Annotated in this window: 28 protein-coding genes; 4 read left to right on the top strand and 24 right to left on the bottom strand. The window is 58.3% G+C overall.

All coding sequences use genetic code 11. The features are described 5' to 3' along the window. Window positions 1-3: 3 nt before the first annotated feature. The 12 genes from MGLY_RS11355 to MGLY_RS11300 all read right to left on the bottom strand — a co-directional run bounded on the left by MGLY_RS11355 (window position 4) and on the right by MGLY_RS11300 (window position 13,145). Window positions 4-675, bottom strand: coding sequence for a LysE family transporter (locus MGLY_RS11355; protein WP_246187313.1), 672 nt, complete (start codon window positions 673-675; stop codon window positions 4-6). 308 nt (window positions 676-983) lie between these two features. After that, complete coding sequence (locus MGLY_RS11350; RefSeq protein WP_156276388.1) at window positions 984-2,270, bottom strand: FAD-dependent oxidoreductase; 1,287 nt, start codon at window positions 2,268-2,270, stop codon at window positions 984-986. Between the two features lie 93 nt (window positions 2,271-2,363). Further along, window positions 2,364-3,368, bottom strand: a complete 1,005-nt coding sequence (locus MGLY_RS11345; RefSeq protein WP_156273928.1) for a sodium:calcium antiporter — start codon at window positions 3,366-3,368, stop codon at window positions 2,364-2,366. Window positions 3,369-3,873: 505 nt separating this feature from the next. Next, entirely contained in the window at window positions 3,874-5,220 is a 1,347-nt protein-coding gene (locus tag MGLY_RS11340; RefSeq protein ID WP_156271486.1) for an IS1380 family transposase, read from the bottom strand. 220 nt (window positions 5,221-5,440) lie between these two features. Next, on the bottom strand, window positions 5,441-6,196 hold the full coding sequence (locus tag MGLY_RS11335) for a histidinol-phosphatase HisJ family protein (protein ID WP_156273926.1): 756 nt from the start codon (window positions 6,194-6,196) through the stop codon (window positions 5,441-5,443). Between the two features lie 321 nt (window positions 6,197-6,517). After that, complete coding sequence (locus tag MGLY_RS11330) at window positions 6,518-7,348, bottom strand: FAD/NAD(P)-binding protein (protein WP_156273924.1); 831 nt, start codon at window positions 7,346-7,348, stop codon at window positions 6,518-6,520. Continuing rightward, on the bottom strand, window positions 7,348-8,349 hold the full coding sequence (locus MGLY_RS11325) for a 4Fe-4S dicluster domain-containing protein (protein WP_156273922.1): 1,002 nt from the start codon (window positions 8,347-8,349) through the stop codon (window positions 7,348-7,350). The genes MGLY_RS11330 and MGLY_RS11325 overlap by 1 nt, the downstream gene beginning before the upstream one ends. A 15-nt stretch (window positions 8,350-8,364) precedes the next feature. Then, a complete protein-coding gene (locus MGLY_RS11320) occupies window positions 8,365-9,273 on the bottom strand; it encodes a ferredoxin family protein (RefSeq protein WP_156273920.1) in 909 nt (302 codons plus the stop codon). Then, window positions 9,270-9,707 (bottom strand): hydrogenase iron-sulfur subunit, encoded by a 438-nt coding sequence (locus tag MGLY_RS11315; RefSeq protein ID WP_156273918.1) that lies wholly within the window; start codon window positions 9,705-9,707, stop codon window positions 9,270-9,272. The genes MGLY_RS11320 and MGLY_RS11315 overlap by 4 nt, the downstream gene beginning before the upstream one ends. Next, the gene (locus tag MGLY_RS11310; protein ID WP_156273916.1) at window positions 9,698-11,680 is read right to left on the bottom strand and encodes a CoB--CoM heterodisulfide reductase iron-sulfur subunit A family protein; all 1,983 of its coding nucleotides are present in this window, start codon (window positions 11,678-11,680) and stop codon (window positions 9,698-9,700) included. Before MGLY_RS11310 ends, MGLY_RS11315 begins: the two co-directional genes overlap by 10 nt. Continuing rightward, complete coding sequence (locus tag MGLY_RS11305) at window positions 11,677-12,576, bottom strand: CoB--CoM heterodisulfide reductase iron-sulfur subunit B family protein (protein WP_156273914.1); 900 nt, start codon at window positions 12,574-12,576, stop codon at window positions 11,677-11,679. The genes MGLY_RS11310 and MGLY_RS11305 overlap by 4 nt, the downstream gene beginning before the upstream one ends. After that, window positions 12,573-13,145 (bottom strand): 4Fe-4S dicluster domain-containing protein, encoded by a 573-nt coding sequence (locus tag MGLY_RS11300; RefSeq protein ID WP_156273912.1) that lies wholly within the window; start codon window positions 13,143-13,145, stop codon window positions 12,573-12,575. The genes MGLY_RS11305 and MGLY_RS11300 overlap by 4 nt, the downstream gene beginning before the upstream one ends. A 158-nt stretch (window positions 13,146-13,303) precedes the next feature. Between MGLY_RS11300 and MGLY_RS11295 the strand changes: the two genes are divergently transcribed. Then, window positions 13,304-14,218: a Na/Pi cotransporter family protein gene (locus tag MGLY_RS11295; RefSeq protein ID WP_156273910.1), complete on the top strand. Its 915-nt coding sequence runs from the start codon at window positions 13,304-13,306 to the stop codon at window positions 14,216-14,218. A 17-nt stretch (window positions 14,219-14,235) separates the two neighbouring features. Here MGLY_RS11295 and MGLY_RS11290 read toward each other — a convergent pair whose 3' ends face one another. The 3 genes from MGLY_RS11290 to MGLY_RS11280 form a co-directional block, all read right to left on the bottom strand. Further along, window positions 14,236-14,448 carry a hypothetical protein gene (locus MGLY_RS11290; protein ID WP_170291039.1) on the bottom strand — a complete coding sequence of 71 codons (213 nt, stop codon included), beginning with the start codon at window positions 14,446-14,448 and terminating at the stop codon, window positions 14,236-14,238. Between the two features lie 174 nt (window positions 14,449-14,622). Further along, window positions 14,623-16,305, bottom strand: a complete 1,683-nt coding sequence (locus MGLY_RS11285; protein WP_422880108.1) for an IS1634 family transposase — start codon at window positions 16,303-16,305, stop codon at window positions 14,623-14,625. 136 nt (window positions 16,306-16,441) lie between these two features. Continuing rightward, the gene (locus tag MGLY_RS11280; RefSeq protein WP_156273908.1) at window positions 16,442-17,314 is read right to left on the bottom strand and encodes a geranylgeranyl reductase family protein; all 873 of its coding nucleotides are present in this window, start codon (window positions 17,312-17,314) and stop codon (window positions 16,442-16,444) included. A 125-nt stretch (window positions 17,315-17,439) separates the two neighbouring features. Here MGLY_RS11280 and MGLY_RS11275 point away from each other — a divergent pair, with 125 nt between their 5' ends. After that, the gene (locus tag MGLY_RS11275; protein WP_156273906.1) at window positions 17,440-17,934 is read left to right on the top strand and encodes a DUF1269 domain-containing protein; all 495 of its coding nucleotides are present in this window, start codon (window positions 17,440-17,442) and stop codon (window positions 17,932-17,934) included. Window positions 17,935-18,088: 154 nt separating this feature from the next. Further along, window positions 18,089-18,268, top strand: coding sequence for a small, acid-soluble spore protein, alpha/beta type (locus MGLY_RS11270; RefSeq protein WP_054938404.1), 180 nt, complete (start codon window positions 18,089-18,091; stop codon window positions 18,266-18,268). A 50-nt stretch (window positions 18,269-18,318) separates the two neighbouring features. Here the strand turns inward: MGLY_RS11270 and fliY are convergent, their stop codons facing one another. The 7 genes from fliY to MGLY_RS11240 all read right to left on the bottom strand — a co-directional run bounded on the left by fliY (window position 18,319) and on the right by MGLY_RS11240 (window position 22,858). After that, entirely contained in the window at window positions 18,319-19,443 is a 1,125-nt protein-coding gene (fliY, locus tag MGLY_RS11265) for a flagellar motor switch phosphatase FliY (RefSeq protein ID WP_156273904.1), read from the bottom strand. Continuing rightward, a complete protein-coding gene (fliM, locus tag MGLY_RS11260) occupies window positions 19,444-20,415 on the bottom strand; it encodes a flagellar motor switch protein FliM (protein WP_156273902.1) in 972 nt (323 codons plus the stop codon). 15 nt (window positions 20,416-20,430) lie between these two features. Next, window positions 20,431-20,793 carry a response regulator gene (locus tag MGLY_RS11255; RefSeq protein WP_156273900.1) on the bottom strand — a complete coding sequence of 121 codons (363 nt, stop codon included), beginning with the start codon at window positions 20,791-20,793 and terminating at the stop codon, window positions 20,431-20,433. Between the two features lie 102 nt (window positions 20,794-20,895). Continuing rightward, complete coding sequence (locus MGLY_RS18050) at window positions 20,896-21,192, bottom strand: chemotaxis protein CheC (protein WP_211661871.1); 297 nt, start codon at window positions 21,190-21,192, stop codon at window positions 20,896-20,898. A 74-nt stretch (window positions 21,193-21,266) separates the two neighbouring features. Then, on the bottom strand, window positions 21,267-21,551 hold the full coding sequence (locus MGLY_RS18045; protein WP_211661870.1) for a chemotaxis protein CheC: 285 nt from the start codon (window positions 21,549-21,551) through the stop codon (window positions 21,267-21,269). Between the two features lie 17 nt (window positions 21,552-21,568). After that, entirely contained in the window at window positions 21,569-22,342 is a 774-nt protein-coding gene (locus MGLY_RS11245; protein WP_156273898.1) for a CheR family methyltransferase, read from the bottom strand. Between the two features lie 12 nt (window positions 22,343-22,354). After that, a complete protein-coding gene (locus MGLY_RS11240) occupies window positions 22,355-22,858 on the bottom strand; it encodes a chemotaxis protein CheD (protein WP_156273896.1) in 504 nt (167 codons plus the stop codon). A 101-nt stretch (window positions 22,859-22,959) separates the two neighbouring features. Here MGLY_RS11240 and MGLY_RS11235 point away from each other — a divergent pair, with 101 nt between their 5' ends. Continuing rightward, complete coding sequence (locus MGLY_RS11235) at window positions 22,960-23,568, top strand: zinc ribbon domain-containing protein (RefSeq protein ID WP_156273894.1); 609 nt, start codon at window positions 22,960-22,962, stop codon at window positions 23,566-23,568. Here MGLY_RS11235 and flgG read toward each other — a convergent pair. Both flgG and MGLY_RS11225 read right to left on the bottom strand, forming a co-directional pair. After that, entirely contained in the window at window positions 23,565-24,347 is a 783-nt protein-coding gene (gene flgG / locus MGLY_RS11230; protein WP_156273892.1) for a flagellar basal-body rod protein FlgG, read from the bottom strand. The genes MGLY_RS11235 and flgG overlap by 4 nt on opposite strands. A 14-nt stretch (window positions 24,348-24,361) precedes the next feature. Beyond that, window positions 24,362-25,132: a flagellar hook-basal body protein gene (locus tag MGLY_RS11225; RefSeq protein ID WP_156273891.1), complete on the bottom strand. Its 771-nt coding sequence runs from the start codon at window positions 25,130-25,132 to the stop codon at window positions 24,362-24,364. Window positions 25,133-25,160: the final 28 nt, after the last annotated feature.

Genomic DNA, 25,160 nt, shown 5'->3' with positions numbered 1-25,160 from the left:
AATTTACAGGCTAATCTGGCCGCGGTAACCGGCCGCAATAAAGAGGACACCTAAAACCAGCAGGAACAAACCGCAGGCCACGATTAAATACCGGTAGGCCCGCTGGCTGATAACGCGGCGGCCGGCCGCCACTCCGGCAGTAACTAGAGAGTACCAGCCAAGGTCTGATAAAATATGGCCGCTAAAAAAGAAAGCCACCCCGCCGGCACCCAGGCGGGCCGCCTGGGCGACAAAAGCGGCGCCGATGGTTGCCCACCAGAGCAACCAGTAAGGGTTGGCCAGGCTGATTAAACCGCCGGCAGTTACTGTACGTAAAGCCGGTCGCGGCGGCAGGGCCGGGAGATTATCTTTATCTCCCGGCAGTGTTAACTGGAGCTGGCCGGCCATGGCGCTGCGGATCATGTCTGTTCCTAACCAGAGCAATACCGCCCCTCCCAGGACGGCTACCACCCGGCTCACAGTGGGCTGGGCCAGGAAGCTGCCCAGGCCGAGGAGGAGCAGGAACAGCATAAGTAATTCCAGGAGGCCGTGGCCCAGGACCAGGAGGGGGCCGGCGCCGGCTCCCCGCCGGGTACTTTCTTCAATGGCCAGGGTTAATAGCGGTCCCGGCATCAGGGCGCCGGAAAGCCCTACCATAAAGGCGGTCGTGAACAGGGCCAGCAATTCTGCAGGCAAAAGGTTTCTCTCCTCACCAAAATAACTCTATCGCAGGCTGGCATTGTCGCGCTCACTCCATGGCCCTCGCGGAGCGGCCTGCAGCTCAGCCAGGGCTTAAGGCGTGGTTCCCGGCCTATTAGGCATCCTTGCCTTTTGAATCCGGCCGAAGGCCTCGCTGTCCTCGGCCCCGCTTATCATCCCTCGGTTTCGCCTGGGCCGCTTCGCCACTCGGTAGAAGCTCGCTCGCTTCCGACAAATGCCAGCCTGTCATTTTTATACTCTCAATAATGGTGGCTCGCCACCAGTTATTATTCGGCACTTGGCGCCTATTTCCTTCCTAACAACGGTACGGAAAAAATACCGGCCAGGTCAGCCACCCTCTTCCTGATAACCTCCCGGTCGGTAGTGTAGAGCTGCAGGTTTTGCATGCGCTCAAAATAGACGGACCCGGAAAAGGTAAAACGCTGGTAGAGCCCGTCACCCTTATCCACCTGGCGGCTGGTAAAGACAATTAGATCACCTACAGCCAGGGTAGAAGGCAAAACCAGGAGTTCCCTCCCTGCCAGGAGGCGCACAGCGTTATGACCGGCCAGGGTCCCGGTGACAATGGCCTCGGTATGGCCGACAAAGGGACCGGCCTTTTCCCCGGCACAGAAAACATTGGCTAGGCCCCGTACCTGTAAAGTATCATCCCGGGGTACCATGGCCAGGAAGCGGACCGAATTGCCGGTGCCGCCGGCATAAGGGTCTTCAAAGCGGGCGTTTTCCAGGCCGGCTACCCGGCGCAGGGCTTCCAGGGGGAAAAAGGGAGCCATGAGTTTGGCGTGACCGGTATCCAGGAGGATAACGTTGGCCGCATACTCGGGCAGGGCATACTGCTGGCAGGCCTTGCGCTGGAGCAGTTCGCCTTTACCCGGCAGGCCGGGCGGCACGGGCAGGACGGCCACTCCCTTTTCCTCCAGCTCGGACACCAGCCAGGGTGCCAGGGAACCTTTATGGAGCTTGCAGGAACCGCTTAAGGCCCCGCGGCCGCCACCTCGCCTCAAGGCCGCATATTCCTTCACCCCTGCCAGGGCAGCCAGGCCCAGGCGGCCGCCAAAGGCGGGGCAGCGGTAGATGCACATGGCACAGCCATTGCCGTAACGGCGGCAGTTGGCCGGCGGCCCCGCCGTACCGGTAGCGTCGATAAAAGCCTCACCTTGGTAAACCCGGCCCCCTTCGGTATGAACGGCCTGAAGGCTGTTGCCCGCCACCTGGACGGCAGTCACCCGGCTTAAAGTGCGTACCTCCACGCCGGCTTCCTGCAAAGCCTGCCGGACCAGGGGTTCAATGCGGGCCACATCGTACAGCCAGGCATGACGGTGGCCGGCAAAATGGATATTACGGTGCCGGGTAACGCTGTCGGTAAGCTGGAACAACCTCCCCCCGCCCAGGGCAATCATTTCCTCCGCCGCCGTAAAACGGCCATTATTGCGCATAATTCCCCCCACCAGGCCGGTGCCCAGGAGCATATCCGTTCGCTCCAGGAGGGTTACCTCCGCGCCTGCCTGGCGGGCGGCCAGGGCCGCCGCACAGCCCGCCCAGCCACCACCTGCCACTACTACCCGGGGCATGTTAAAGCCACCATCCTTCCTGCTCCAGTATACTAAAAAACCCGGCGCCTGCGCACCGGGTTTTTCCTGCCACGGAAGGGTAAGCAACTCTTTTTAACGGATAACACCACTAAAAACCAGGAGGACAAAGATGCCATAGAAAGCGCCGCCGCCCACCAGGGTGTAGGGCGTCAGGTATTTCTTGCGGCTGATCTGGAGGAAGACCAGGCCGGCGGAGATAATGGCCAGGATGGCACTGATTAACGCTCCCTGGGTTAACTCCCAGCTGGTCATGGTGATACCCAGCGCCGGGATCACCGAACTCTGGAAGACCATGGCACCGGTAATATTGCCCAGGGCCAGGGTATCCTTGCCGCGGCCTACCCAGATGATGCTGTTAAATTTCTCCGGCAGTTCAGTGGCTATGGGGGCAATAATGAGGGCCAGGACAAAGGGTGGGATACCCATAATCCGCGCCAGGTCTTCCACCCCGTTGACAAACAGGCGGGCACCGCCGACAATCATCCCCAGGGACAGGAGCACCTGGGCTAAAATAACCACCGTAGCCGGCTCAGCTGCCTTCCGGGCCAGGTAAAGGGGGTTCAGCTCCTCCCCTTCTTCCAGGGTATGGCCGTTGGTGACCGTCAGGTAAGCATAAGTAGCATAGGCTATCACCAGCCCAATAGCGACTATTTGCTTCCAGATGTGGGCCCCCAGGAAAGAGGCCAGGACGGCCACGGCATAAACGCAGAGAAAGAAAGTTAAATCGCGGCCCATGGTCCTGGTATCCAGGTTCATTTTGGGGAAATTGGGCCGGCGACTGCGATAAGCAATCACGGCAATACCTGTAATGAAGAAGGCCAGGGTACTAAGCATAAAGGGCGCCCCCAGGATGGCGCCAATGCCTATCTCTTCCCCGGCATGGCCGCCGCCGAAGAGAATGGCAATAATCGGGATCATCGTTTCCGGCAGGGCAGTGCCTACGGCTGCCAGGATGCTCCCCACGGCGCCTTCAGTTAGTTTTAGTTTCTTCCCCAGCCATTCGATACCGTTGGTAAACCCCTCGGCCCCCAAAAGGATAACTCCCAGGCTGATTAAAAGCAAGGCTACATCCAGCATAGCTTCTCCCCTTCTCTTATCATATCTCCTGATTGTCCGGCTCCATAAGGGTAATAAAAAACCTTCATCGCCCTGCAGGGCGGTGAAGGTCTCGCGCGTTGCCTACCAGGCCCGGGCTTGGCAGCCGTGTTGACGGACCTGGTACCGGAGAATACTCCGGGGCTACTCCCCTTGAACCGCGTTTTCTAAGTTTTATCATAAAGCCCGCTGCGGCCCCAGTCAAGCCCCTTCCGGAAACAAAACGCGGGACCACGGCGGGGCGGGTTAAATATTACCTGAATCCGTGATAATAACAACTGGGTAGAACTCGCACTAACAGTAAATGGTATTAACAGTTATATTTAACATCTGCTGATACATTGAATTGGGTCTAAAGTTGATTATGTGGACGAAGGCTATTTACTCTTACCTTGGGTCCCCTGGATAAGGGAATAACAAAGTAGACCTCTCGTCCTAAGAGGCTTGGAGCCTGCTTATACAGCTAACTGGAGCTAGAAGTTCTGTATTAAGCCAACGCTTTATATAGGTACCGGAAAGCTGGATACCACGGGCTGTGCTGCCCAAATCGTAATTTGACCTGCCGGGCGTGGTGAACCAGCCGGGACGCTATGGTAATCAGGTTTTGTATAACGGTACGCAGCCGCCGGCGTTGAGCTTTCTTATTGCGCAGCGGTACCTCCTTTAGCGGGAGGCTAAACTGCCCCAGAAGCCTTAGAATGTTGTAGGCGAAAACACCCAGGTGTAGCACCAGGTCATTGGTGGCAAACTTGCCGCTGGGCAGCCGTTCCAGGTCTAAATCGTTTTTGATTTCACTGTGGAATTGCTCACTGGTGCCGTGGTCGTGGTAGAGGGTAATGATATCCTCCACCGGGTCGGGTAAAGTGGTCCAGTAGGTTTCGACCTCAATTTCCGGGACCAGGAGAAGCTGGCCGTTTCGTAATATCGTCCGCTCGGTGACCTTATACACCAGACGGACAGGGGTGTCAGCACCCTCGATTTTCACCATCTGGTGCCCCCGATAGACGGTTTTTCCCTCCCGTTCTAGGGTGGCGGTACCATTTTCCTTGGCAATGGCCAGCCAGGCCTCCGGCGTTTCCTTGCGCAGGTTACGCTTAATGATAAAATCGGCTTTGATTTCCGGGTCCAAACAGACCTGGAGATTATCCTGGCTGTCATTACCGCCATCCATCCGTACTAAAAGTGGCAGCGAAGTGATAGCGCGAGCAAAGGTTAGAGCTTGTCGCAGGAACTCCGGCGTCCCTTTTTGGCAATGCTGTTTCCCGGCCCGCAGTTCGGTATGGACGCAGTAGCCTTCCCTACCGAGGTAGGCGAAGATAGGCGCATAACCGTCGTAGCCCTTATAGGTCCTGGAAACACCCTCTTTCTTGGAATTTGAATTATCAAAGGGAGTAACATCAATATCCAAAGGGACATATTGGCGCTTTAGTTCCCTGGAACCCAGGGTAACAGGAGTTACCGGTGCCTTAAGTTTCTTAAGGAACCTGGCCGTTTCCTCGAGGATAATCTCCTGGTAGGGTACACTATGAGCTATCATATCCAGGCGCTGGCGCAGGGTAGGGCTTGAAGGCACATCCTGAATACCCAGCGCCGCAGCGAAGAAGGGGTCATCCCGAAAAAGCTCAATATGGTCAAAATCACTGCGACCCTGGCAAAGCAGGCCCACGTAAGAGGTGATAACATCCCCGTGAGAAATATCCGGAGAAGAAACACCAGGTATCCGGGTCTTATTTAGCCTGAGTTTCAGAGCAGTATGATCAATGATTTCCCCCACCAGAGCCAGTCCGGCAACGGGGGTAAGGTGTTCATCAGACTGTTCAATGATGAATTTCATGGCCGCACCTCGCAGGTGAACATGGATTCGTTTGCCATCCAGCCTATTATACCTTATTTTTCGCGAGGTTTTGAGCCATATCCAGATATTTTGTTATTGGGTTGTCACGGATTCAGGTATTACTTAACAGCGATTACCCGGGGATCTCTCCCCATCATCTTCGCTTCCACTCCGTTTTTGTTCCTGTTTTCACAATTAAATAGTATTTAACAGTTTGCCATTAAAATAGAGGCTCCGTCGCCATCTCGCCGCGATAGAAAGTAGCCAGGCGGGTGTAACCGATGTGGCGTAAAAGCTCCCGCGCCTGTTGCCGTTCCCGGGCTATCTCCCCGGGAGCGTGGGCATCCGACCCGATGGTGACAGGGATATTGAGGCTGAAAGCCCGTTCCAGGAGTTCCCGGGCCGGGTAGATCTCCCCCACTGGTTTAAATAAACCGGCGGTATTTACTTCCAGGGCGGCACCGCTCCCGGCAATAATCTCCAGGGCTGGCCCGGCCAGCTCCAGCACCGGCCTCCTGGGCCGGTAACCGTTGATTTTAATCAAGTCCAGGTGGCCGATTATCTGGAAGAGGCCCGTCGCCGCGGCCCGGGCCACCAGGCTGAAGTAGGTGGTATAGAGTTCATCTATATCCCAGGCATTAAAGCCGGCTTCCTGGCCCGGGCGGTCGAAATCCCAGTCCCCGATGGCATGGACCGAGCCAATGAGGTAGTCCCAGGGCCGGCCGGCCAGTTCCCGGCGGTGGTCTTTGCCGGGCCGGAAGTCCACCTCCAGCCCGGCGCGGATGGGCATCCCCGTTACCCGTTCCAGCTCGGGAAAGACGCTGAAATCGAGGCCGTCCAGGTAACGATCGTGGTCGGCAAAGCCTATTTCCGTCAGGCCGGCAGCTTTAGCTGCTTCGACGTAGGGTAAAAGGCGTTCGACGGTATGGGGTGGCCCTTCATGGGCCAGCCCGTGAATATGGTAGTCTGCTGGCATGGTATAACTCCCTAGCTATAGAAAGTTGGTACCTGGCATCAACCCGGGTGGGGCATGTCCCGGAGCCGCGAATAGCGGAGCGCCGGTAACAGAACAGGCGAGGTGAGGTTACCGCTGCTGCCGCCGAGGACGCCTGAGCGCACCTTTGAGAGAAAGGCAGCTGTAACTCATAGAAGAACTGGAGTTTGTTGAACCAGTAGCCTTTTCATTGGCAATCCACAGGCGGCATGCAGCGGTCCGAACCGAGCCGTCGTTCTGTCGGCGCGTAGCTTTTGAGCGGCGAGGGACATGCCCCACCCTTTTGCCATGAATTCCATTTTGCTAATACTCGTTCGGCAGCTGCTTCAGCTGGGCCAGGGTGAAGACGGGGCCGTCCAGGCAGACGTAGCAGCTACCCAGGTTACAGCGGCCGCACTTGCCGATGCCGCACTTCATGCGCATCTCCAGGGTGGTGATAATCTGGTCGTCTTTATATCCCAGCTTCTCCATGGACTGGAGGACAAACTTGATCATAATGGGTGGCCCGCAGGTGATGGCTACTTTACCCGCCGGGTCCGGGTGCAACTCTTCCACAAAGGCCGGCACAAAACCTTCATGGCCCTGCCAGCCGGCATCGCCCCGGTCCACCGTCACGTCGACCCGGCAGTTCTCCACCCTGGGCCAGTTGTTAAAGAGGTCGTCTTTAAAGCACAGGTCGGCCGGCGAGCGGGCGCCGTAGATAATCCACAGGTGGCCGTAATCCTGGCGGTGCTCAATACAGTAGTTAATCAGGGAACGTACCGGCGCCAGGCCGATACCGCCACCGATGAAAAGCAGGTCCTTACCTTTCAGCTCCTCCACGGGAAAGCCGTTGCCATAGGGGCCGCGGATACCGACCGTCTGCCCTTCTTCGGCTTCATGGAGGGCATCGGTCAGCATGCCGACCCTTTTAATGGCCAGTTCCAGGTGCTCCGGCCCCTGGGAAGTGATGGAGAACATGGCCTCCCCCACGTCCAGCAGGGAAAGCATGGCCAGCTGCCCCGGCAGGGGCGTGAAGGGCTTGCCGCTGGCGGTGGTGATGTGGAAGGTCTTGACATCGGGCGTCTCGTCCACGATCTTGATAATGCGCCCCGTCCTGGGCACCAGGGGGTTGACCCGCGCTGTTTCAGCCATTACAGGGTCACCTCCTTGACCTCACGGATTACCCGGGTAATGTCGACATTCACCGGGCAGCGGTCCAGACAGCGGCCGCACCCCACGCAGGCAAACTTGCCGTACCGCTCCGGGAAATACTGGAGCTTGTGCAGGAAGCGGTTGCGCAGGCGTTCCTTTTTCGACGGCCGCGGGTTATGGCCGCCGGCCATCCGGGTATATTCCGAGAACATGCAGGAATCCCAGCAGCGGAACTTGTAGCCGCTGTTACCCCGGTTTTCGCCCTGGATGTCAAAACAGTGGCAGGTGGGGCAGAGGTAGGTGCAGGCGCCGCAGCCCAGGCACTTGCGGCTGACGGCCGTCCAGTAGGGATGCTCAAACATTCTCTGCAGCTTTTCCGTTACCCCGCTTGTCTCCACGGCCAGGCTTGGTTTGGCTGCTGCCGGTATATTTTCGGCCCCGGCCTCTGTGAGCAGGGCCGAACCCTGGTCCAGCAACTCCCGGCCGGCCGCCGTTATTCCTTCCAGAAGGTAACCGCCGGCCACCGGCCACATCTGGACATCAACCCCTTCGGCCCGGCCGGGATCAAGACCAAAGGCCGTGCAGAAGCAGGTGGGGCCGGCTTCCGTACAGGCCAGGGCTACCACGCGGGTGTTTTCCCGCCGCTGGCGGTAGAATTCATCGACATACCCTTTGGTCAGGAAAACGTCGTCCATGAGCAAAAAACTGCGGGCGTCACAGGAGCGGACCCCCACCAGCACCCTCTTATCATCAACGGGGGGCACCCCGGTAAGGCTGGCCTCTTGACCCTGCACCTGGTAATGGTACATGGTTTCCGTCCGGGGAAAGAAGAGGTCCTTGGGCGGTTCCAGGGTATTGCCCTCGTCCAGGGTGAGCTTGCCCCCGCCCTCCCAGGGCAGGAAGACGCTTACTCCCCCTTTATCCTGGGGAACAAAAACCTTTGCCCCCCCGGACCAAACCTGCAGGAGTTCCGGTAATTTGTCCTTGGCAATCTTTAACATCTCCCCACCTCCCTCCTAGTGAAATTCTTCGGGATCATCAAGTTTATACTGGCCCAGGGGTGGCCGGGCCTCCAGGTCTACTCCGGCTTCATATTCGCCGAAGAGCTCGTTCAAGTCTTTAATGATCTTTTTGTTCAGGGCCATGATGGGAAGCCCTTCCGGGCATACCCGCTCGCACTCGCCGCATTCGATGCAGCGGCCGGCCACGTGCATGGCCCGGGTAATGGCAAAGAACATATTTTCGCTGCGGCTCATCTGCTTGCCGCACCAGCCGGACTGGCTGCGGTCAAAGATGCACTCCCGGCAGTTGCAGGCCGGGCATATGTTGCGGCAGGCGTAGCAGCGCAGGCAGCGGTCGTACGCACCTGTCCAGAAGGCATAGCGCTCGTCGGGGGACATGGCTTCCACCCTGGCGACTTCAGCAAACCGGCCCTCCTGGGCACCCGCTGCTTCCCTGATAGCGGCCCCGCCATCCTCCTGGAGGAGCTCATCATAAATTACCGGTTCGGGATGGGTGCAGTAGCGGCACTTCTCGGCCAGGGGTACCTCGCTACGTCTTTCTTCCCCCAGGGCAGCCGCCTGGCGGCCATCCCTGACGCCGGGGCATTTAATACCGATAAGGTAGACCTTTTCCCGGTCAATCTGGTTGTCCTGGAGGAGGCGCACAATACCCCGGGCGTCGCAGCCCTTAACAAAGAGGGCGATTTTCTCTTCCGCGAGCTTGTAGTCCAGGAGGTACTTGGCCAGATTATTGGTGCAAAACTCATCCCACACCAGGCGGTCGCAATCCTGCGGCTCGGTGATAAAGGCGGGCGGTGACAGGTACCAGAAGGTACCCTTTTCCCAGCCGATTACCATTTTAACCTCGCCCCTGGTCAATAACTCCCGGGCCCGGGCACGCATTTGTTCCTGGATACTGCTCATGCGCCATCCCTCAGCTTTCTGTTGGGCCCCAGGGCCCGGATGTCCTCCGTCATCTGGGTGATTATCTCGGCAAAGCGCGGTCCCTCGGAACCCGACACCCAGCGTGCCTGGAAACGCTCCGGTTCCAGGCCCATGAACTGCAAGACCCGCTGCATCAGGAGGAAACGGCGGCGGGTGAAGTAATTGCCACTAACATAGTGGCAGTCGCCGGGGTGTCAGCCGGCTACCAGCACGCCGTCGGCACCGCGCTGGAAGGCCCGCAGGACAAACTGGGGATTGACCCGGCCGGAACAGGGTACCCGCACAATCCGGGCATTGGCCGGGTACTGCAAGCGGTTTAAACCCGCCAGGTCGGCACCGGCATAGGCGCACCAGTGGCAGCAGAAGGCGACAATCCTGGGCTCCCAGCCTTTGTCTCCGGCTGCTACAGACATACCGCATCCACCTCCGCCAGTATTTGTTCATTGGTAAAGCCCTTGAGGTTCATGGCACTCGACGGGCAGGCCACCGAGCAGGCGCCGCAGCCCTGGCAGAGGCCGCTGTTGACCGCTGCCACCCGGCGGCTCACCTGCCTGCCGGCGACCCGTTCGGTAACGATCTTTATGGAAATGGCCTTATAGGGGCAGATCTGCTCGCACATGGCACAGCCGGAACAAATGCTTTCATCCACCGCCGCGATCAGGGGGTCGGTAGCCATTTCGTCTTTAGCGAAGAGCTGGCAGACCTTGACGGCCGCGGCGCTGGCCTGGGATACAGTATCAGGGATGTCCTTGGGTCCCTGGCAGGCCCCGGCCAGGAAGACGCCGGCCGTAAAGGTTTCCACCGGCCTGAGTTTCGGGTGGGCTTCCTGGAAGAAGCCGTCCTTATCCGCCTGCAGGCCAAGCATCTTGGCCACACTCTCCCATCCCTCGCTGGGTACCATGGCCGTGGCCAGGACGACCATATCGGCCGCCACCTCCACCTGGCGGCCCAGCAACGTGTCCTCGCCGCGGACGATGAGCTTGTCCCCCTCCTGGAAGACACGGCTCACCCGGCCCCGGACATAAACGGCCCCTTCATGGACAGTACGCTGGAGGAACTCTTCATAAGCCTTGCCGGGGGTACGGATATCCATATAGAAAACTATGGCCTGGCCGCCGGGGATCTTCTCCAGCACCTGGTGGGCGTGCTTGGCCGTGTACATGCAGCAGGCCCGGGAGCAGTAACTTTTACCCTTGGCCTCGTCCCGGGAACCTACACATTTAATGAACACCACCGTCTTCGGTTCCTTACCGTCCGAAGGCCGGACGATCCTGCCGCCCGTGGGCCCGGAGGCATTGTTCAGGCGTTCAAAGTGCATGCCGGTAATGACATCGGGGTATTTGCCGTAGCCGTATTCCCCGTAGACCTCCTCCCATTTAAAGAGGTCATAGCCGGTGGCCACAACAATGGCCCCGAATTTTTCGGTGATAACTTCATCCTGCTGCTCATAGTCAATAGCTTTGGCCGGGCAGACCTTCTGGCAAACACCGCACTTACCCTTCGTAAACTGGCGGCAGTGCACGCGGTCGATCACCGGCACCGCCGGCACCGCCTGGGGGAAGGGCAGGTAAATGGCCTTGCGCTTGCCCAAACCCAGGTCAAACTCGCTGTCCACCTTGGTGGGGCACTTTTCCCAGCAGGTACCGCAGCCGGTGCACTTCACCGGGTCTACCGACCGGGCCTTTTTGCGGATCGTTACTTCAAAGTTGCCCACATAACCGGCCACACTCTCTACTTCCGCATAGGTCATGAGCTGGATGTTAGGGTGCTGCGCCGCAGCAACCATTTTCGGCGTGCTTATTCAAGCGGAACAGTCCAGGGTCGGGAAGGTCTTGTCCAGCTTGACCATATTGCCGCCAATGGTCGGCTCGCGGTCCAATAGTATGACTTCATAGCCGGCATCAGCAATATCCAGGGCCGCCTGCATGCCGGCGATACCGGCGCCAATGACCAGCGCCCTCTTGGTGATGGGAATAGTGCCGGCCGCGAGGGGAACATTGCGGCGGGCTTTGGCCACCGCCGTCCGCACCAGGTCAATGGCCTTTAATGTTGCCCCTTCCTTGTCTTTGGCATGGACCCAGGCGCACTGCTCGCGGATGTTGGCCATCTCAAAGAGGTAAGGGTTTACCCCGGCGCTCTCACAGGCCTTCCTGAAGGTGGGCTCATGGAGCCGGGGCGAGCAGGAAGCAACCACCACCCGGTCCAGGCGCTGTTCTTTAATGGCCCGGCGAATGAGTTCCTGACCCGGGTCGGAGCACATATACTGGTAATCGGTGGCATAGACCACGTCGGGCAAACTCCTGGCGGCCTCGGCCACCCTTTTAACATCAACTACCGAGGCAATATTGGTACCGCAGTGACAGACAAAGACGCCGACACGCTTCATGCTGTTTCCCTCCTCGTGGCCGGATGGCGCAGGATCTCCCTGGCCTCAAGCAGCGGGATCGGGTTAACAAAATGGCTGGTCAGTCCCAGGGCTTTGGGCGCGTAACCCAGGGCTATACCCATCAATTCGGTGAAGTAAAAGATGGGCAGGTTGAACTGCTCGCCCTGGGAGGCGGCGGCCTGGCCCTGCCGCATGTCCAGATTTAAGAAACACAGGGGGCAGGCCGTTACGATGCCTTCCGCCCCGGCGTCCCGGGCATGGCGCAGGATCTGGAAGATCATCCGCACCCCAATATCCGTCCGGGCGGTGGCGAGACTACCGCCGCAGCACTCGGTCTTGTAGGACCAGCTGACGGCCTCGCCGCCCAGGGCTAGAACCAGACGGTCCATCGTCATGGGGTCTTCCGGGTCGTCAAAAGCCGTGAGTTCAGGCGGCCGCACCAGGAGGCAGCCGTAGTAGGCCGCCAGTTTCAATCCCGCCAGGGGCTTGACCACCTGTTCCTTAATCTTCTCCAGGCCGACCTCATTGACCATGACATCCAGGAAGGCGCGGGTCCTATTGGTGGCCCGGTAATCCCGGCCGATGATTTCACTGATGGTAGCCCGCATGCTTTCCGACTCCCGGACGGCGGCCTCGGCAGCCCGCAGGCGGTTAAAACAGGCGGCGCAGGGCACGGCAACGTCCAGGCCCTCGGCTTCGGCCAGGGCGAGATTGCGGGCCGGCAGGGCCAGGGACAGGAGGTGGTCGTTATTGTGGGCGGCAGTGGCGCCGCAGCAGCTCCAGTCGGGGATCTCCCACAGCTCCACCCCCAGGTGCCTGGCCACTATTTTAGCCGACTGGTTATATTCTTTGGCGGTAGCCTCCAGGGAACAGCCGGGGTAATAGGCGTACTTCAATGCTGGCCACCTCCTTTAGCCCGCGCCCGGGCGAAGATGTTCTTCACCTCGGCGACGTTCTTGATCTTTGCCGGGATAGGACTGATTTTGCCCTTCAAAAGCAAAGGCGGTGCCAGCAGGGCATCCTTAAAGGGCTGCCCTGATTGCAGGTTGTACTGCACCATGAGGCCCATCTCGTGGGCGCGGCCGTAGCGTTCCACGCTGCTTAAGAAAGCCTGGTCAAAAATAACCACTTTTTTCTCGTTAATCATCCCCCGGCGGCGAGCTTCCTGGCGCACGGCTTCCATCAGCCGCGGCAGGTTGACTTCCCGGGGGCAGCGGGTGTAACAGGCCTGGCAACTGGCGCAGAGCCAGGGGGTATGACTCTTTAAGGCTTCTTCCCCCAGGCCCAGCTGCAGCAGGCGGATAACCTGCCGTGGCGTGTAGTCCATGGCAAAAGCCACCGGACAGCCGGCCGAGCACTTGCCGCACTGGTAGCAGTCGCTTAAAGTAACGCCGCTGGCGGCTTCTACCTGGCTTTTCAGGGGCAGGTTTTCGCGTAAAGCACCGGCTAATTCCACCCGTTCCATTCTCCTCACCCTCTCCCTTGTTCCTGCCAGAACTTAAACGGCCACAAAAAAACACTCTCTTTAAATATTCTTGCTGACCGGCCAGATTCCTCTTTTGGATAGAAAAAAAGCCCGGCATAAAAAAAAGCCCCCCCACATAAAAGCTAAGGGGTGAAATAATGCTCTTCCCGCTCCTGCAGTTTGCCGCCGGCGTAAGTCTCCTCCTCCTGGGGGTACAGTTGTTGCGCCAGGGGCTGGTGGCCCTGGGCCGTTCTTACCTGGAAATGATGATCCGCCGGGCTACGGCTACGCCCTGGCAGGGCTTCTTCTGGGGTGCGGTGGCCACCGCCCTGGTCCAGTCCAGCACGGCCGTCACTGTCCTCACCGTGGGCCTGGTAGACGGCGGCGTTATTTCCTTCTATCAAAGCCTGGGGGTAATCCTGGGGGCCAATGTTGGTACCTGTGTAACTGTCCAGCTCCTGGCGCTAAAGTTAAGTAAAATTGCCCTGCCGGCCCTGGTCACCAGCATCCCTTTAATCCTGGCCCCCTCCACCCGGGCTGCCGGGACGGCCTGCGTAAGTATAGGTTTAATCTTCTTCAGCCTGGACCTGATGGCTACGGCCCTCCTGCCTTTTAAAGACAGTTCTACCCTCCTCGGCCTCTTAAGCGCCGCCACCAGCCCCTGGCAGGGGATCCTGGCGGGCACCCTGCTTACCGGCTTGCTCCACTCCAGCAGCGTCGTTACCGGTATGGCCATGGTCCTGGCCGGCCACGGCGTCCTGCCACCCCTGGCCGCCCTGCATATTGTCCTGGGGGCCAATATCGGCACCTGCCTGACGGCAATCATTGCCGCCCTCTTTTCCTCCCGGGCCGCCAAAAGGACGGCCCTGGCCCACTTCGTGATCAATGCCGCCGGGGCCATCCTCTGGCTACCCTTCCTGCCCCTGGTGCTTCATTTCCTTAACTGGCTCACGCCGGACCTGCCCCGCCAGGTGGCCCATTTCCACACCCTGTTTAACCTTGTCTCCTCCCTGGCTGCCCTGCCCTTTGCCGGCCTCCTGGCCTGGCTATTGGAAACATTGCTGCCGGACTAATTCCGTCCGGCACATTTTTACCGGGCCAGGCGAAAGATGGTGTAGCGCCCTATAAGGTAGTGCCAGAGGTCTTCATAAGTATCCCCGCCGAAAAGGACATCCACCAGGCGCCGGGCCACCTCCGGGTTGGCCGTTACCAGCCGGTGCACCACCGGCGTCAGGGCATAGACTACCCGGGCAATACGCCCGGCATAACGCAAAGGTGGCAATACCTCGTGATGGATTTTCATGGTATAATCTTCCAGCCCACCCTGGCCGGCCAGGGTGGCTGAAATGGCCTCTGCCGCCAGGCGGCCGCTCCGCAGGGCATAGTAGATCCCGAGTTCGACAGTTGCTAGGTGAATAATAAGCGCAACAGCTTGTTGCGCAAGGGTTTCAGGGATCGGCTTTTTGGGCGCGTGTTACTAGGGACCCTTTCTGGCCTTTGTTTCGACCGCGATTATTTGCGGCGGTTCCTTTATCCCAAGGGTCTTGAAGATATGCTGCTGTGGCGGGGTTGTTTCCGTCCTTTGGAGTACCCTGCCCTCAGGACCAACAAATTCGCCCAGGTGCATGCGTTCCAGGGTCTGGCGGATGTTCCGCCAGCTATCCTGCACTTTCGTTTCAGCTACCCGGATTAGGAGCAGTCCCAGCCAGCACAGGAGGACGTGAGCATGGATGCGGTCGCTCAGGCGATGATAGACCGGCCGCAGCTCTAAGGACTGCTTCATGGTGCGGAAGGCATCCTCTACCTCAAGCAGTTGCTTGTAGCCGAGGGCCACGTCTTCAGCACTTATGGTATCGTCCGAGGTTCTTAAAAGGTATTTGCCGTCCAGCTTCTCTTCAGCTTTCACCCTGGCCGCATCGATATAGGGTTGTCCCTTCTTGTCGGTCTTGAGATAGCGGCCATAAGTGGGATGGGCAATGAGCTGGCAGCAGGCTTTAGTATGGGGTTCGCCTTTGAGGTCCCCAATGGCCGCTAATTCTTCCTTGAGGCGGGCCAGGATTTTCTCCCGCTCCAGTCTGTCTTTTTCTGCTTCTTTAGGGTTACGTACCAGGATATATCGTACCCTTTTTTCGCCGTCGCCGACGATAACTTCTTTAACTTCAAGGTTATCCTTGACAGTTTTGTAACGGCCCGGCCGGGCAAGGGCCTCTGCCACCGTATCCTTGCCGCTGCGCATCTTTTCGCCGGCAATGTAGTGGCCGCCGGCGCGCTGGAGGTAACGAAGGTTGTCTTCCGAAGCAAAACCGCGGTCGACAACAGTAATGACCCGGCCCAGTTGCCAGCCCACCAGGTCCTTTTTGACTTGCTCGATTACCGCCATGTCGGCGGTGTTACCCGGCCAGACCCAGCAGCGTACCGGCAGGCCCTCCCTGGTGACAGCCAGGCCGATTACCACCTGGGGTAAATCCGGCCGGTGGTCCTTGGAGTTGCCTTTACGCCGAAGGTGCTGCTTATGGTCCTCCGGATTATCCTCCTCTTCCACTTCAAAGTAGGTGGAGGTGGTATCGAAGTACAGGAGATCGACTTCCAGGTTGAAGAGGTGGGCCACGGAGAAGAAGATATCCTTTTGCAGTTCTTCAGCAGCCTCCAGTAAGAAGTCCATGGCTCGGTAAAGGTTTTGCACCGGCACGTCCGGGAGGCCGGGAATGAAAACATCGTGGCTGACCCAATCCTCGGTCTTAAGTTTACTGGCCGGGTTCAAAGCCCGGTTGGCTACCATAGCGAAGATGGCTCGTTCTACCGGCGCCTGGAACTTACGTTTGGCCAGCAGCCCGGCTAAAACGCGGTTGATACCCAGCTGGTTCCAGAGCTCGTTTAACACCCAGGCGCCACCTATAGGCCGGCTGGAGACAAAAGTTAGGGGAGCGCTGCCGTTTAACTCTGCCTGGGTGCGTAAAGCCTCTTCCGGTCCCAAAAAACGCGTAATACTCTTTACCAGGCGGACCAGGGCTTCCCGGTCTACATCCTCTTCGCGGCCGAAGTTGAAGAGTACTTTGGCTTTCGGGTAGCCGGCCTTGGGGTCCCAGACGTTGTGGGCAAGCTGGATATAACGGACAACAGAGCCGTCCTTGTTTTTGCGGGAAATAGTTCTTATGTACATGTCTATATTATAGCGCATGTACTACATTACCATCAAGTTTTAATCCCGAAATCGTGTGCCTATGTGATTTTTGATTTTTGAGCTCTCCCAAGATCGGGAAACGTTGATTTATAAGGGTTCTTCATCTGAAAAGCAGTCATTTTTGCCTAGCAACTGTCGAACTCGGGTAGATGCCTTCCCCGGAAAAGGGATCAACCAGCCCGGCGGCGTCACCGGCCAGCACCGCCCTGGCCGTATGTAAAGTACCGGCCTTACCGCTGGCGGCAGGAATAACGGCGCCGCGGCAGCGTATGCCCTCCGGGATCTTCAGCCCCAGGCCCCGGCAGAAGTCATAAAAGTAACGTTGCAGGCCCTTCACCTGCCGGGTAAAGGAACCAATCCCCACCGACAGGTGATCCCCCTTGGGAAATATCCAGCCATACCCGGCCGGGATGCCGCCGTAGCTTAAATGCACCCGGCCCCGGTAGGCAGCCAGGACCCCCTCGTCAAGCGGTATTTCACATTCCAGGGTCACACCGGCAGCCGTCCCGGTATTAAAGGGCAGGCTCTTGCGGACCAGGCTCCTGGCTCCATCAGCCCCGACCAGGAAATCACCCTGGAAGATACTACCGTCTTCCCCGTAGATTGTTACCCCGGTAGCCGTTTCGGCCACGGCCGTTACCCGGCAACCGTCACGGATTGTGGCCCCGGCGGCAACCGCCTGTTCCAGCAACCAGGCATCCAGCTTTTCCCTGCCGACCATCTGGATGACCGGCTGCTGGTAAACCAGGTTAATGGGCCTTTCCTGGCGATGGTAAAAAATAACTTCCCGGGTGCTATCTTCGCTTAATTTTTCCCAGCCCGGTTCCAGTTCCCCCAGGGCTTTGCCCGTTAAACCGCCTCCACAGGGTTTGTAGCGGGGAAACCGGGCCTTATCTAAAATTAAAACCTTCAGTCCCCGGCGGGCCAGCAAGCGGCCGCAGGTACTGCCTGCCGGCCCGGCGCCACAGATGATGACATCATACTTCACGCCAACCTGCTCCTCTGGCAATAATACTTTTTTAATAACATTTTCTTTTTATTATACCCGTATACAGCCCGGGGAAAAGGCCATAATAAGATTGAATTTGGATTTGCCATAAGGAGGATATGGACATGGCCAAGACCGTAGTTGCCATCTTTAGCAATGAACAGGTAGCCAGGGAAGCAGTCGAAGACCTGCGCCGGGCCGGTTTCGACAGGGAAATATCCATCCTGGCCCGTGATAAGGGCGGTAAGGCAGGTGGCCGGGAAGGCGCAGGCGGCCTCAACATGGACGTTGACGCCGGCGGCATTAGCGACGGCGTTACCACCGGCGGTGTCCTGGGCGGCCTGGCCGGCCTGGCAGCCGGGGCCGGGGCCCTGGTAGTTCCCGGGCTGGGTCCCCTTATTGCCGCCGGTCCCATTGCCGGCCTGCTTTCAGGAGCGGCCACAGGCGGCGTTGCCGGCGGGCTAATCGACTGGGGTATCCCGGAAGCCGAAGGCCGAGAATATGAAAATGAAATCCGCCAGGGGAAAATGCTGGTTTCCGTCCGTTGTGACGACCAGCGCGCCGACCAGGCCAACCGGATCTTAAAGGATCATGGCGCCGACCGGGTGCGCATCCACTAGGCCTAAATTATTGGGCCGGGCTCTGAAACCCGGCCTTTTACTTTTAGCGCACCCACCTCTATTTTGGCACCAGCACCAGCAATGTCTTGTATGGTGAGGTAGATATCTGGCGAAGCTAATTGACAGGAGGGCAGTACAAAAAGGAGGCTTGATCATGGCCAGAAGGCGCGGGGTTATGTCCGATGCTCTGAAGTATGAACTGGCCCGGGAGTTGGGTGTTTACGACACCGTGGCCAGGGAAGGCTGGGGTGGCGTGCCATCCCGACAGTGCGGCAACCTGGTCCGGCTAGCCATTGAAAAAGCTGAACAAATGGTGAGGCAAAACCAGTTGTAACTGCCCCCAGCCGGAAAGCCAGCCGGCTTCCGGCTTATTTTCTTATCTCCCTATTGCCGCAAATGGTTAATACGTTCATAGGGCTCCATAATGTGGGTAATCCGGACGCCAAAATTCTCGTTGACGACAACCACTTCTCCCCGGGCAATGGGTGTGCCGTTAACGGTAATTTGCACCGGCTCTTCCACCAGGCGGTCCAGTTCCACTATGGCGCCCGGGGCCAGGTTTAAAATGTCCCGGATACGCTTCATGGCTGTCCCCAGGATGACCTCCACATCCAGGGGGACGTCCAGGATCAAGTCAATATTGCGCGCCGGCGTACCATATACCTGCCCGTGGCGCCCATTGGGACCCTGGGCCGGCGGTACCGGTGCTGCCGGTGGGACGGAGGCTGCTGCAGTGCCAGGCTTCCCTGCTGCCGGTGGGATGGATGCCGCGGGCAGGTCCGTTGTCTGGTCACCAGGCATGGTTTCCCGGCGGGGAGGAGTATCCTGCCGGGCCGCATCTGCTGCCGGTGCCTGGGGGTTCATGAGCATGGCCACTTCAGCTTTAGCTATTTCCACCGGCATAACCTGCATAATCTGGCTGTCAATCAGGTCTTCGATTTCCATTTTAAAAGACACTACTGCTATCGCCTGATCCATTGGCCAGGGAGAGGTATAGCTTTCACTCCCAAAGCGCACGGTCGTCAGCCGGGGCGGGCTGATTTTGACGCTGCGTTGAAAGATGGTGGCCATGGAAGTCGCCGCGCTGCCGATCATCTGGTTCATGGCTTCCGCCACGGCGCTGCTCTTAATTTCATCCAGCTCCGGCTGGACATCCCGGCCGCTGCCGCCCATCATCAAATCGGCAATAATGGCGGCGTCGCTGACTTTGATAATCAGCAGGTTGGACCCCTCAACCCCTTCGATGAAGTTAACTTCTACCAGGATATAGGGCACCTGGAAGTTGGCGAAAAGTTCCGCCGGCGTCATTATTGTAGTGACCGGTGTCGTGATCAGGACGCGTTTATTCAGGATCTGCGACAGGGCCGTAGCCGCGCTGCCCATGGAAATGTTACCAATTTCGCCCAGGGCATCCTTTTCCAGGTCTGTCAAAATTGTTTCTCCTGCTGGTGGTTCCAGCCTGCCGTTTAACAGGGCGTCAATTTCCTCCTGGGACAAGAAATCGGCCATTTATACCACCTCCGTTACCTGGACGGCAATTTTCTGGCCCACAACTCCAGGCTGGACCTTAAACTTCAAGTGACCGTCAACGTAAAGTTCCAGGTCTTCGCCCACCACTTTTTCCAGGGTAATGACATCTCCTACCTGGAGCTGGATAAAATCCCGCACCGGTAGCCGGGTACGGCCGCAGTAGGCAATTAACTCCACCGGTACCCCGGCCAGGATTTGTTCGACCACAGCCCGGTAATCGGGCCTGGCTTCCCCTTCACTGGGAGCAGCAAACCAGTGGCTGGCCGACAGGCGGGAAATAACCGGTTCCAGGAGCATGTAGGGCAGGCACAGGTTTAACAGGCCTTCATACTGGCCAACCGTTGTGCTTAAGGTAATAACGGCCACCGTCTCGTTGGGGGAAATGGCCTGGGTAAACTGGGGATTGGTTTCCATGGATTCTAGTTTCGGTGTAAAATTTTGGATATCCGACCAGGAATAGCTCAACTGTTCCAGGATACGACTGTTTAACCGCCGCAGGACATGGAGTTCAATCTCCGTCAGGTCCCTCTTGGACGCCAGCATTTCTCCCCGGCCGCCAAAGAGGAGGTCGATAATAGGAAAGATAAAATTCATGTTGGCCTGCAGGACGGCTGATCCCTTCAGTGGCTCCAGGGTAAAGACATTCATCAAGGTCGGCGTCGGCAGGGACAGGATAAAATCTTCATAAGTCATCTGTTCCACCGAAACAATCTTTACCTGGATATTGGCTCGCAGGTACGCCGACAGGAAGTTGGCCACCATGCGGCCGTAATTCTCGTGAATCATGTACAGGGTGCGCAGCTGTTCTTTGGAAAATTTATTGGGCCGGCGGAAGTCATATTTTTTAGCTTTAGGCGTCGCATCATCCTTGATGTTTTCCGCCTGGACTTCCCCGCTGGTCAGGGCCTGCAGCAGGGCATCAATCTCCGCCTGGGACAGGACGTCGGCCATTAGTACCACCCGCTTTTACGCCAGGACCTTTTCCAGGGCCTGGAGGACGCGATCCTGCTGGAAGGGTTTGACGATAAAGTCCCTGGCTCCGGCCTGGATGGCTTCCATGACCATTAACTGCTGGCCCATGGCACTGCACATGATAATCCTGGCATTGGGGTCGATCTGCTTGATGGCCTTCACGGCAGCAATGCCGTCCATTTCCGGCATGGTAATATCCATGGTGACTACATCGGGACGGAGTTCCTGGTACATGGCTACGGCCTTTTGCCCGTTTTCGGCTTCCCCGGCTATTTCGTAGCCATTTTTTACCAGGATGTCCTTAATCATCATGCGCATGAAGGCGGCATCGTCTACGACTAACACTCTCTTACCCATGAACTAGTCTCCCTCCATAAATAGACGGTTTTACCCTCTCACCGGCGGCGGCCAGCCGCCAGCGGTGTACCCCCATAAAGTAAAGCAGTTTGCTCCAGGCGTTCAGTCCAGCTGCAGGCCCAAGGACTGCAGGATCTTCTCCAGGGCCGCGTTTTCAGGAATCAGGAAGAAATGGCCGCTGATGGTAACGGACTCGCTATAAAACCTGGTTTCGATGACCAGGGCGCGGTCGGAAAAATAACCCCCCTCCAGGAAGGCCGAGCTTAAAACGGCCCCCAGCATGTCGAAGGCAAAAGCAGGTACCGTAGGCTTAAACTCCAGCCGGCAAAACTCGGCAAAGGCATTTAAAAAAGAGCCTGTCAGGATATTACCCAGTTCAGTCAGGACGGAACTCCCCATCTCATCCAGTTCCCTGGTGGTACCCTGGGGCTTATCCAGTAACAGATCGATTAACAGGTAAGCGCTGGGCTCACTCAGGAGGAAAAAATCTTGCTGGGCGCCGGGCCGCTAACGGTAAATTCGACGCAGGCGACGGGGTCTTCCTCATAACCGACCAGGGCCGTTATTTCCTGCAAGGGTAATACCCCGGCCCGGGGTACAGTCATCTGGATGCGGCTGCCCAGCATGCTGGCCAGGGCCGTGGCCGCGTTGCCGGCGCCGATGTTCCCTATTTCCCTCAGGGCATCCAGGTGGAGAGCATTGAGCTTATCCCAGGTTTCCATGTGTCCTCTCTCCCTTTCTTCGCTGGCGGTGATCATCTTTCCCCGCGACAGGATTATACCTCGGGGCGGCGGTAGAACCAGGGTGCCACTTTTATAAATCCCAGTTCCCGGTATTGAAACAGGCTCTCGGTAGCCCCGATAAACAGGACGCCTCCCGGGGCCAAAGCCTGGTAAAAACGGCGGTAAAGTTCATTCTGGGTAGCGGCGGTAAAATAGATGACAACATTGCGGCACAGGATCAGGTGATAACCGCTGCCAAAAGGATCTTTTAAGAGGTCGTGCCGGCGGAAATTAACCATATGCTTAATTTTTTCCTGGAGGTAAAAATTATCGCCTTCCCGGCGAAAATAACGTTCCCGGCGCTCCGGGGTAACTGCCTGGATCGCCCGGCTGGGATACACCCCCCGGCGGGCGGCGGCCAGGGCGCTGGTGTCGATATCGGTGGCGTCGATTTGATGGCGGCCGGCGGGGGCCAGCTCGTTAAGCAGAATGGCTACTGAGTAAGGTTCCGGCCCGTCGGCGCAGGCGGCGCTCCAGACCTTTAGGCTCTGGTGGCGGGCCAGCAGGGGCGGCAGGATCTCTTTTTCCAGCCGGGCGAAAATCTCCGGATTGCGGAAAAACTCCGAGACGTTGATGGTAATCTTATCGATAAAGCGCTGCCATTGCTGGCTGTCCTGGCTCAAGAGGCGCAGGTAAGCGGCGTAATCCGGTACCTGGAGCAGGGACATCAGGCTGTCAATGCGCCTTTTGAGCTGGGGCTCTTTGTAGCCGTCGAGGTAAAGGCCAAAGCGCCGGTGCACCTCGCGCTTGAATTCGGCAAAGTCCATATGTGCCTCCGCTTATATTTTCTTTACCGGCCGGCCGATGGTGCGAATATGTACCTCGCCGTTTTCCAGGTTAAAGATCATGGTACGGCCATAATTACCGCCTGTATCGGCGCCAATAATGGGAATACCCAGCTCCTCTAACGTCTGCCGGACCATGGCCGTATTGCGCTGGCCTATATTTAACAAGGAAAGGTGCCGGTCACCGGAAGTAAACATCTGGGCGCCACCGGCTATTTTGGCCGCCAGCCTGCTGCGCCGGGCGCCGCGGCGGAGCATCTCGGCCAGCATGTCCGGCAGGGCCAGGTCGGCAAATTTCGCCCGGTTGCCCCGGTCCTGGAACTGGCTGCTGTCGGGTAGCATAATGTGGGCCAGGCCCCCTATCTGGCTGGTGGGGTCATAAAGGGCAATACCCACGCAAGAGCCCAGCCCCAGGGTGACCAGGTGCCATGGGCCACGGGCCACCTGCCACTCGGCTATGCCGACTTTAACCTCTTCTGGTTTGATTACAGCCTCCATGGGCTTTCCTCTTCCGTTTTCTTTATTTTTGAGCTTGACTTACATATTTTAGCACCGGCGTGGGCATAATACAATATATATTCACGGCAGGAGGTCCTGCTATGCTTTACTGTTCCCGGTGCGGGCAAGCCCTGCCGCCGGGATGGCGGTTCTGTCCTGAGTGTCATCCTGATCCGGCTCCAGGGAGTCCCCGGCGAGAGGCTCACCTGTATCTTCTCCTGGGCAATTTTTCTTTCGCGCACCAGCGCCCCCAGCTGGCCGCCCTTTTTTACCGCGCCGCCCTTGAGGTAGACCCGGCCAGTTGGGAAGCCTGTTTCAACCTGGGGTGCCAGGCCTGGCAACAGGGTGATGTCCACCGGGCCCTTGCCTTTTGGGAAGCGAGCCTGGAATTAAACCCTGACAATTACCTGGCCCATTATAACCTGGGTACCTATTTCCTTTACAACCGCAATTTAAGTGCCGCCCGCTACCACCTGACCCGGGTACGCCGGCTTAAACCTGGCTACCTGGCGGGCCGCATCAACCTGGCTACCGTTTACCTGCTCCTGGGCCTTTGCGAAGCCTCCCGGCGGGAATATGCCTTTGTCCTGGAGCGGGACCCGGAACATAAAGGTGCCCGGCGCGGCCTGGCCCTGGTTAACAAGGTTGCAGCAGCCGGGCGGCCGTCAAAGCGGCGGTCCAGTACTCAGCTACATGTGCGCCAGGATTAGCGCCGCAGGTTATTGGCCAGGCCCCACATTTCATCGGCCACCCGTACGGAACGGGCATTCAACTCATAGGCCCGCTGGGCCAGGATCATTCTGGTCATGGTTGTTGCCAGGTCGACGTTGGCCGCCTCCAGGTAACCGGAACGGATAGTACCCAGGCCTGCCGTCCCGGGCCTGCCGGCAACAGCCGTCCCGCTGGCGGCCGTTTCCCGGTAAAGGTTATCACCAACGGCTTCCAACCCGGCTGGATTGGGGACGTTATAGAGGTTGATCTCTCCCAGAACCTGCGTTTCCCCGTTAATTGTCGCCGTTACCGTACCCTCGCCGGTAATAGTGATCTTTTCGGCCTCGGCCGGCAGGGTAAAGGGGACCTCCAGGAAGTAGCCGCCGGCGTTGACCAGATAGCCATCACCGTCACGGTGAAAGTTGCCGTCCCGGGTAAGGAACCATTCCCCGCCCGGTCCATAAACGGCAAAAAAGCCTTCCCCCTGGATGGCCAGGTGCAAGGGGTCGCCGGTGCTCACCAGGGCTCCCTGGCTAAAGTCTTTTTCTATGGCAGCCACTTTTACTCCTGCCCCCAGAGCCGGTGCTGCTGCCGGCGCCTGGGGCCGGTCGACGGGCATACCGCCTTCCTGGACCGGCCGGTAGACCAGGTCGGTAAACTCAGCCCGGCCCTGCTTGTAGCCAGTGGTGTTAACATTGGCCAGGTCATTGGCCAGGCTGTCTACCTGGAGCTGCTGCGCCTGCATACCGCTGGCCCCACGCCAGAGTGCGCCAATCATCTGTCAGCCCTCCTCTACCGTAAACTCCCTACTTCGTTGACGCTCTTCCCCAGGGTCTGGTCAGCGGCCTGGATGGCCTTCTGGTTGGCCTCATAGGTCCTCAAGACGGCCAGCATATCCACCATTTCCCGGGCGACGTTGACATTGGCCTTCTCCAGCCAGCCCTGCCTGACCTGGAAATTGGCAGCCGGTAAAGGCTGTACCCCCTGGGGGGCTGTAAAAAGATTGTCGCCCTGGCGCTGGAGCAGGGGTAAGGTTGGCCCATCAAAGGTTACAATCCGCAGTTGATCGACAACCTGGCCGTTCACCAGCACCTGGCCGCTGCTATCAACCTTAAAGTTAGTCGTGCCTACGTAGACGGCGCCGTACTGTCCCTGGACGGGGTAGCCTGCCGGGGTAACTAAAAAGCCGCCGGCATCTACCTGGAAGGAGCCACTGCGGGTATAGGCCTCGGTAGCCCCTGCCTGGACGGCGAAGAAAGCCGGCGGGGTGCCCGCCGCATTATCCAGGAGGGCCAGGTCCGTGGGGCGCCCGGTTTCTTCCAGGGGGCCCGGGGCATAGTTGGTATGAATGCGGTCGACCATGACGCCGGGGCTAAAGCAACCTACCGGGGTGGCCCGGCCCTTCTCAAGACGCTGGAGGAGCATCTCGGGAAAGGACTGGATAGTTGCTGTCTCGCTCTTAAAGCCGCCGGTACTGGCGTTGGCCAGGTTATTGGTTATGACATCCTGGCGCAGTTCCTGGACTACCATGCCGGTGGCGGAAAGGTATAAGCCCCTCAGCAATTGTTTTTTCCCTCCCTCCGAAAATGTT

The organism is Moorella glycerini, assembly GCF_009735625.1.
Classification (GTDB): Bacteria; Bacillota; DSM-521; order Neomoorellales; family Neomoorellaceae; genus Neomoorella; species Neomoorella glycerini.
The sequence above is the reverse complement of the archived record's forward strand: the minus strand, read 5'-3'. Positions and strand labels throughout refer to the sequence as shown.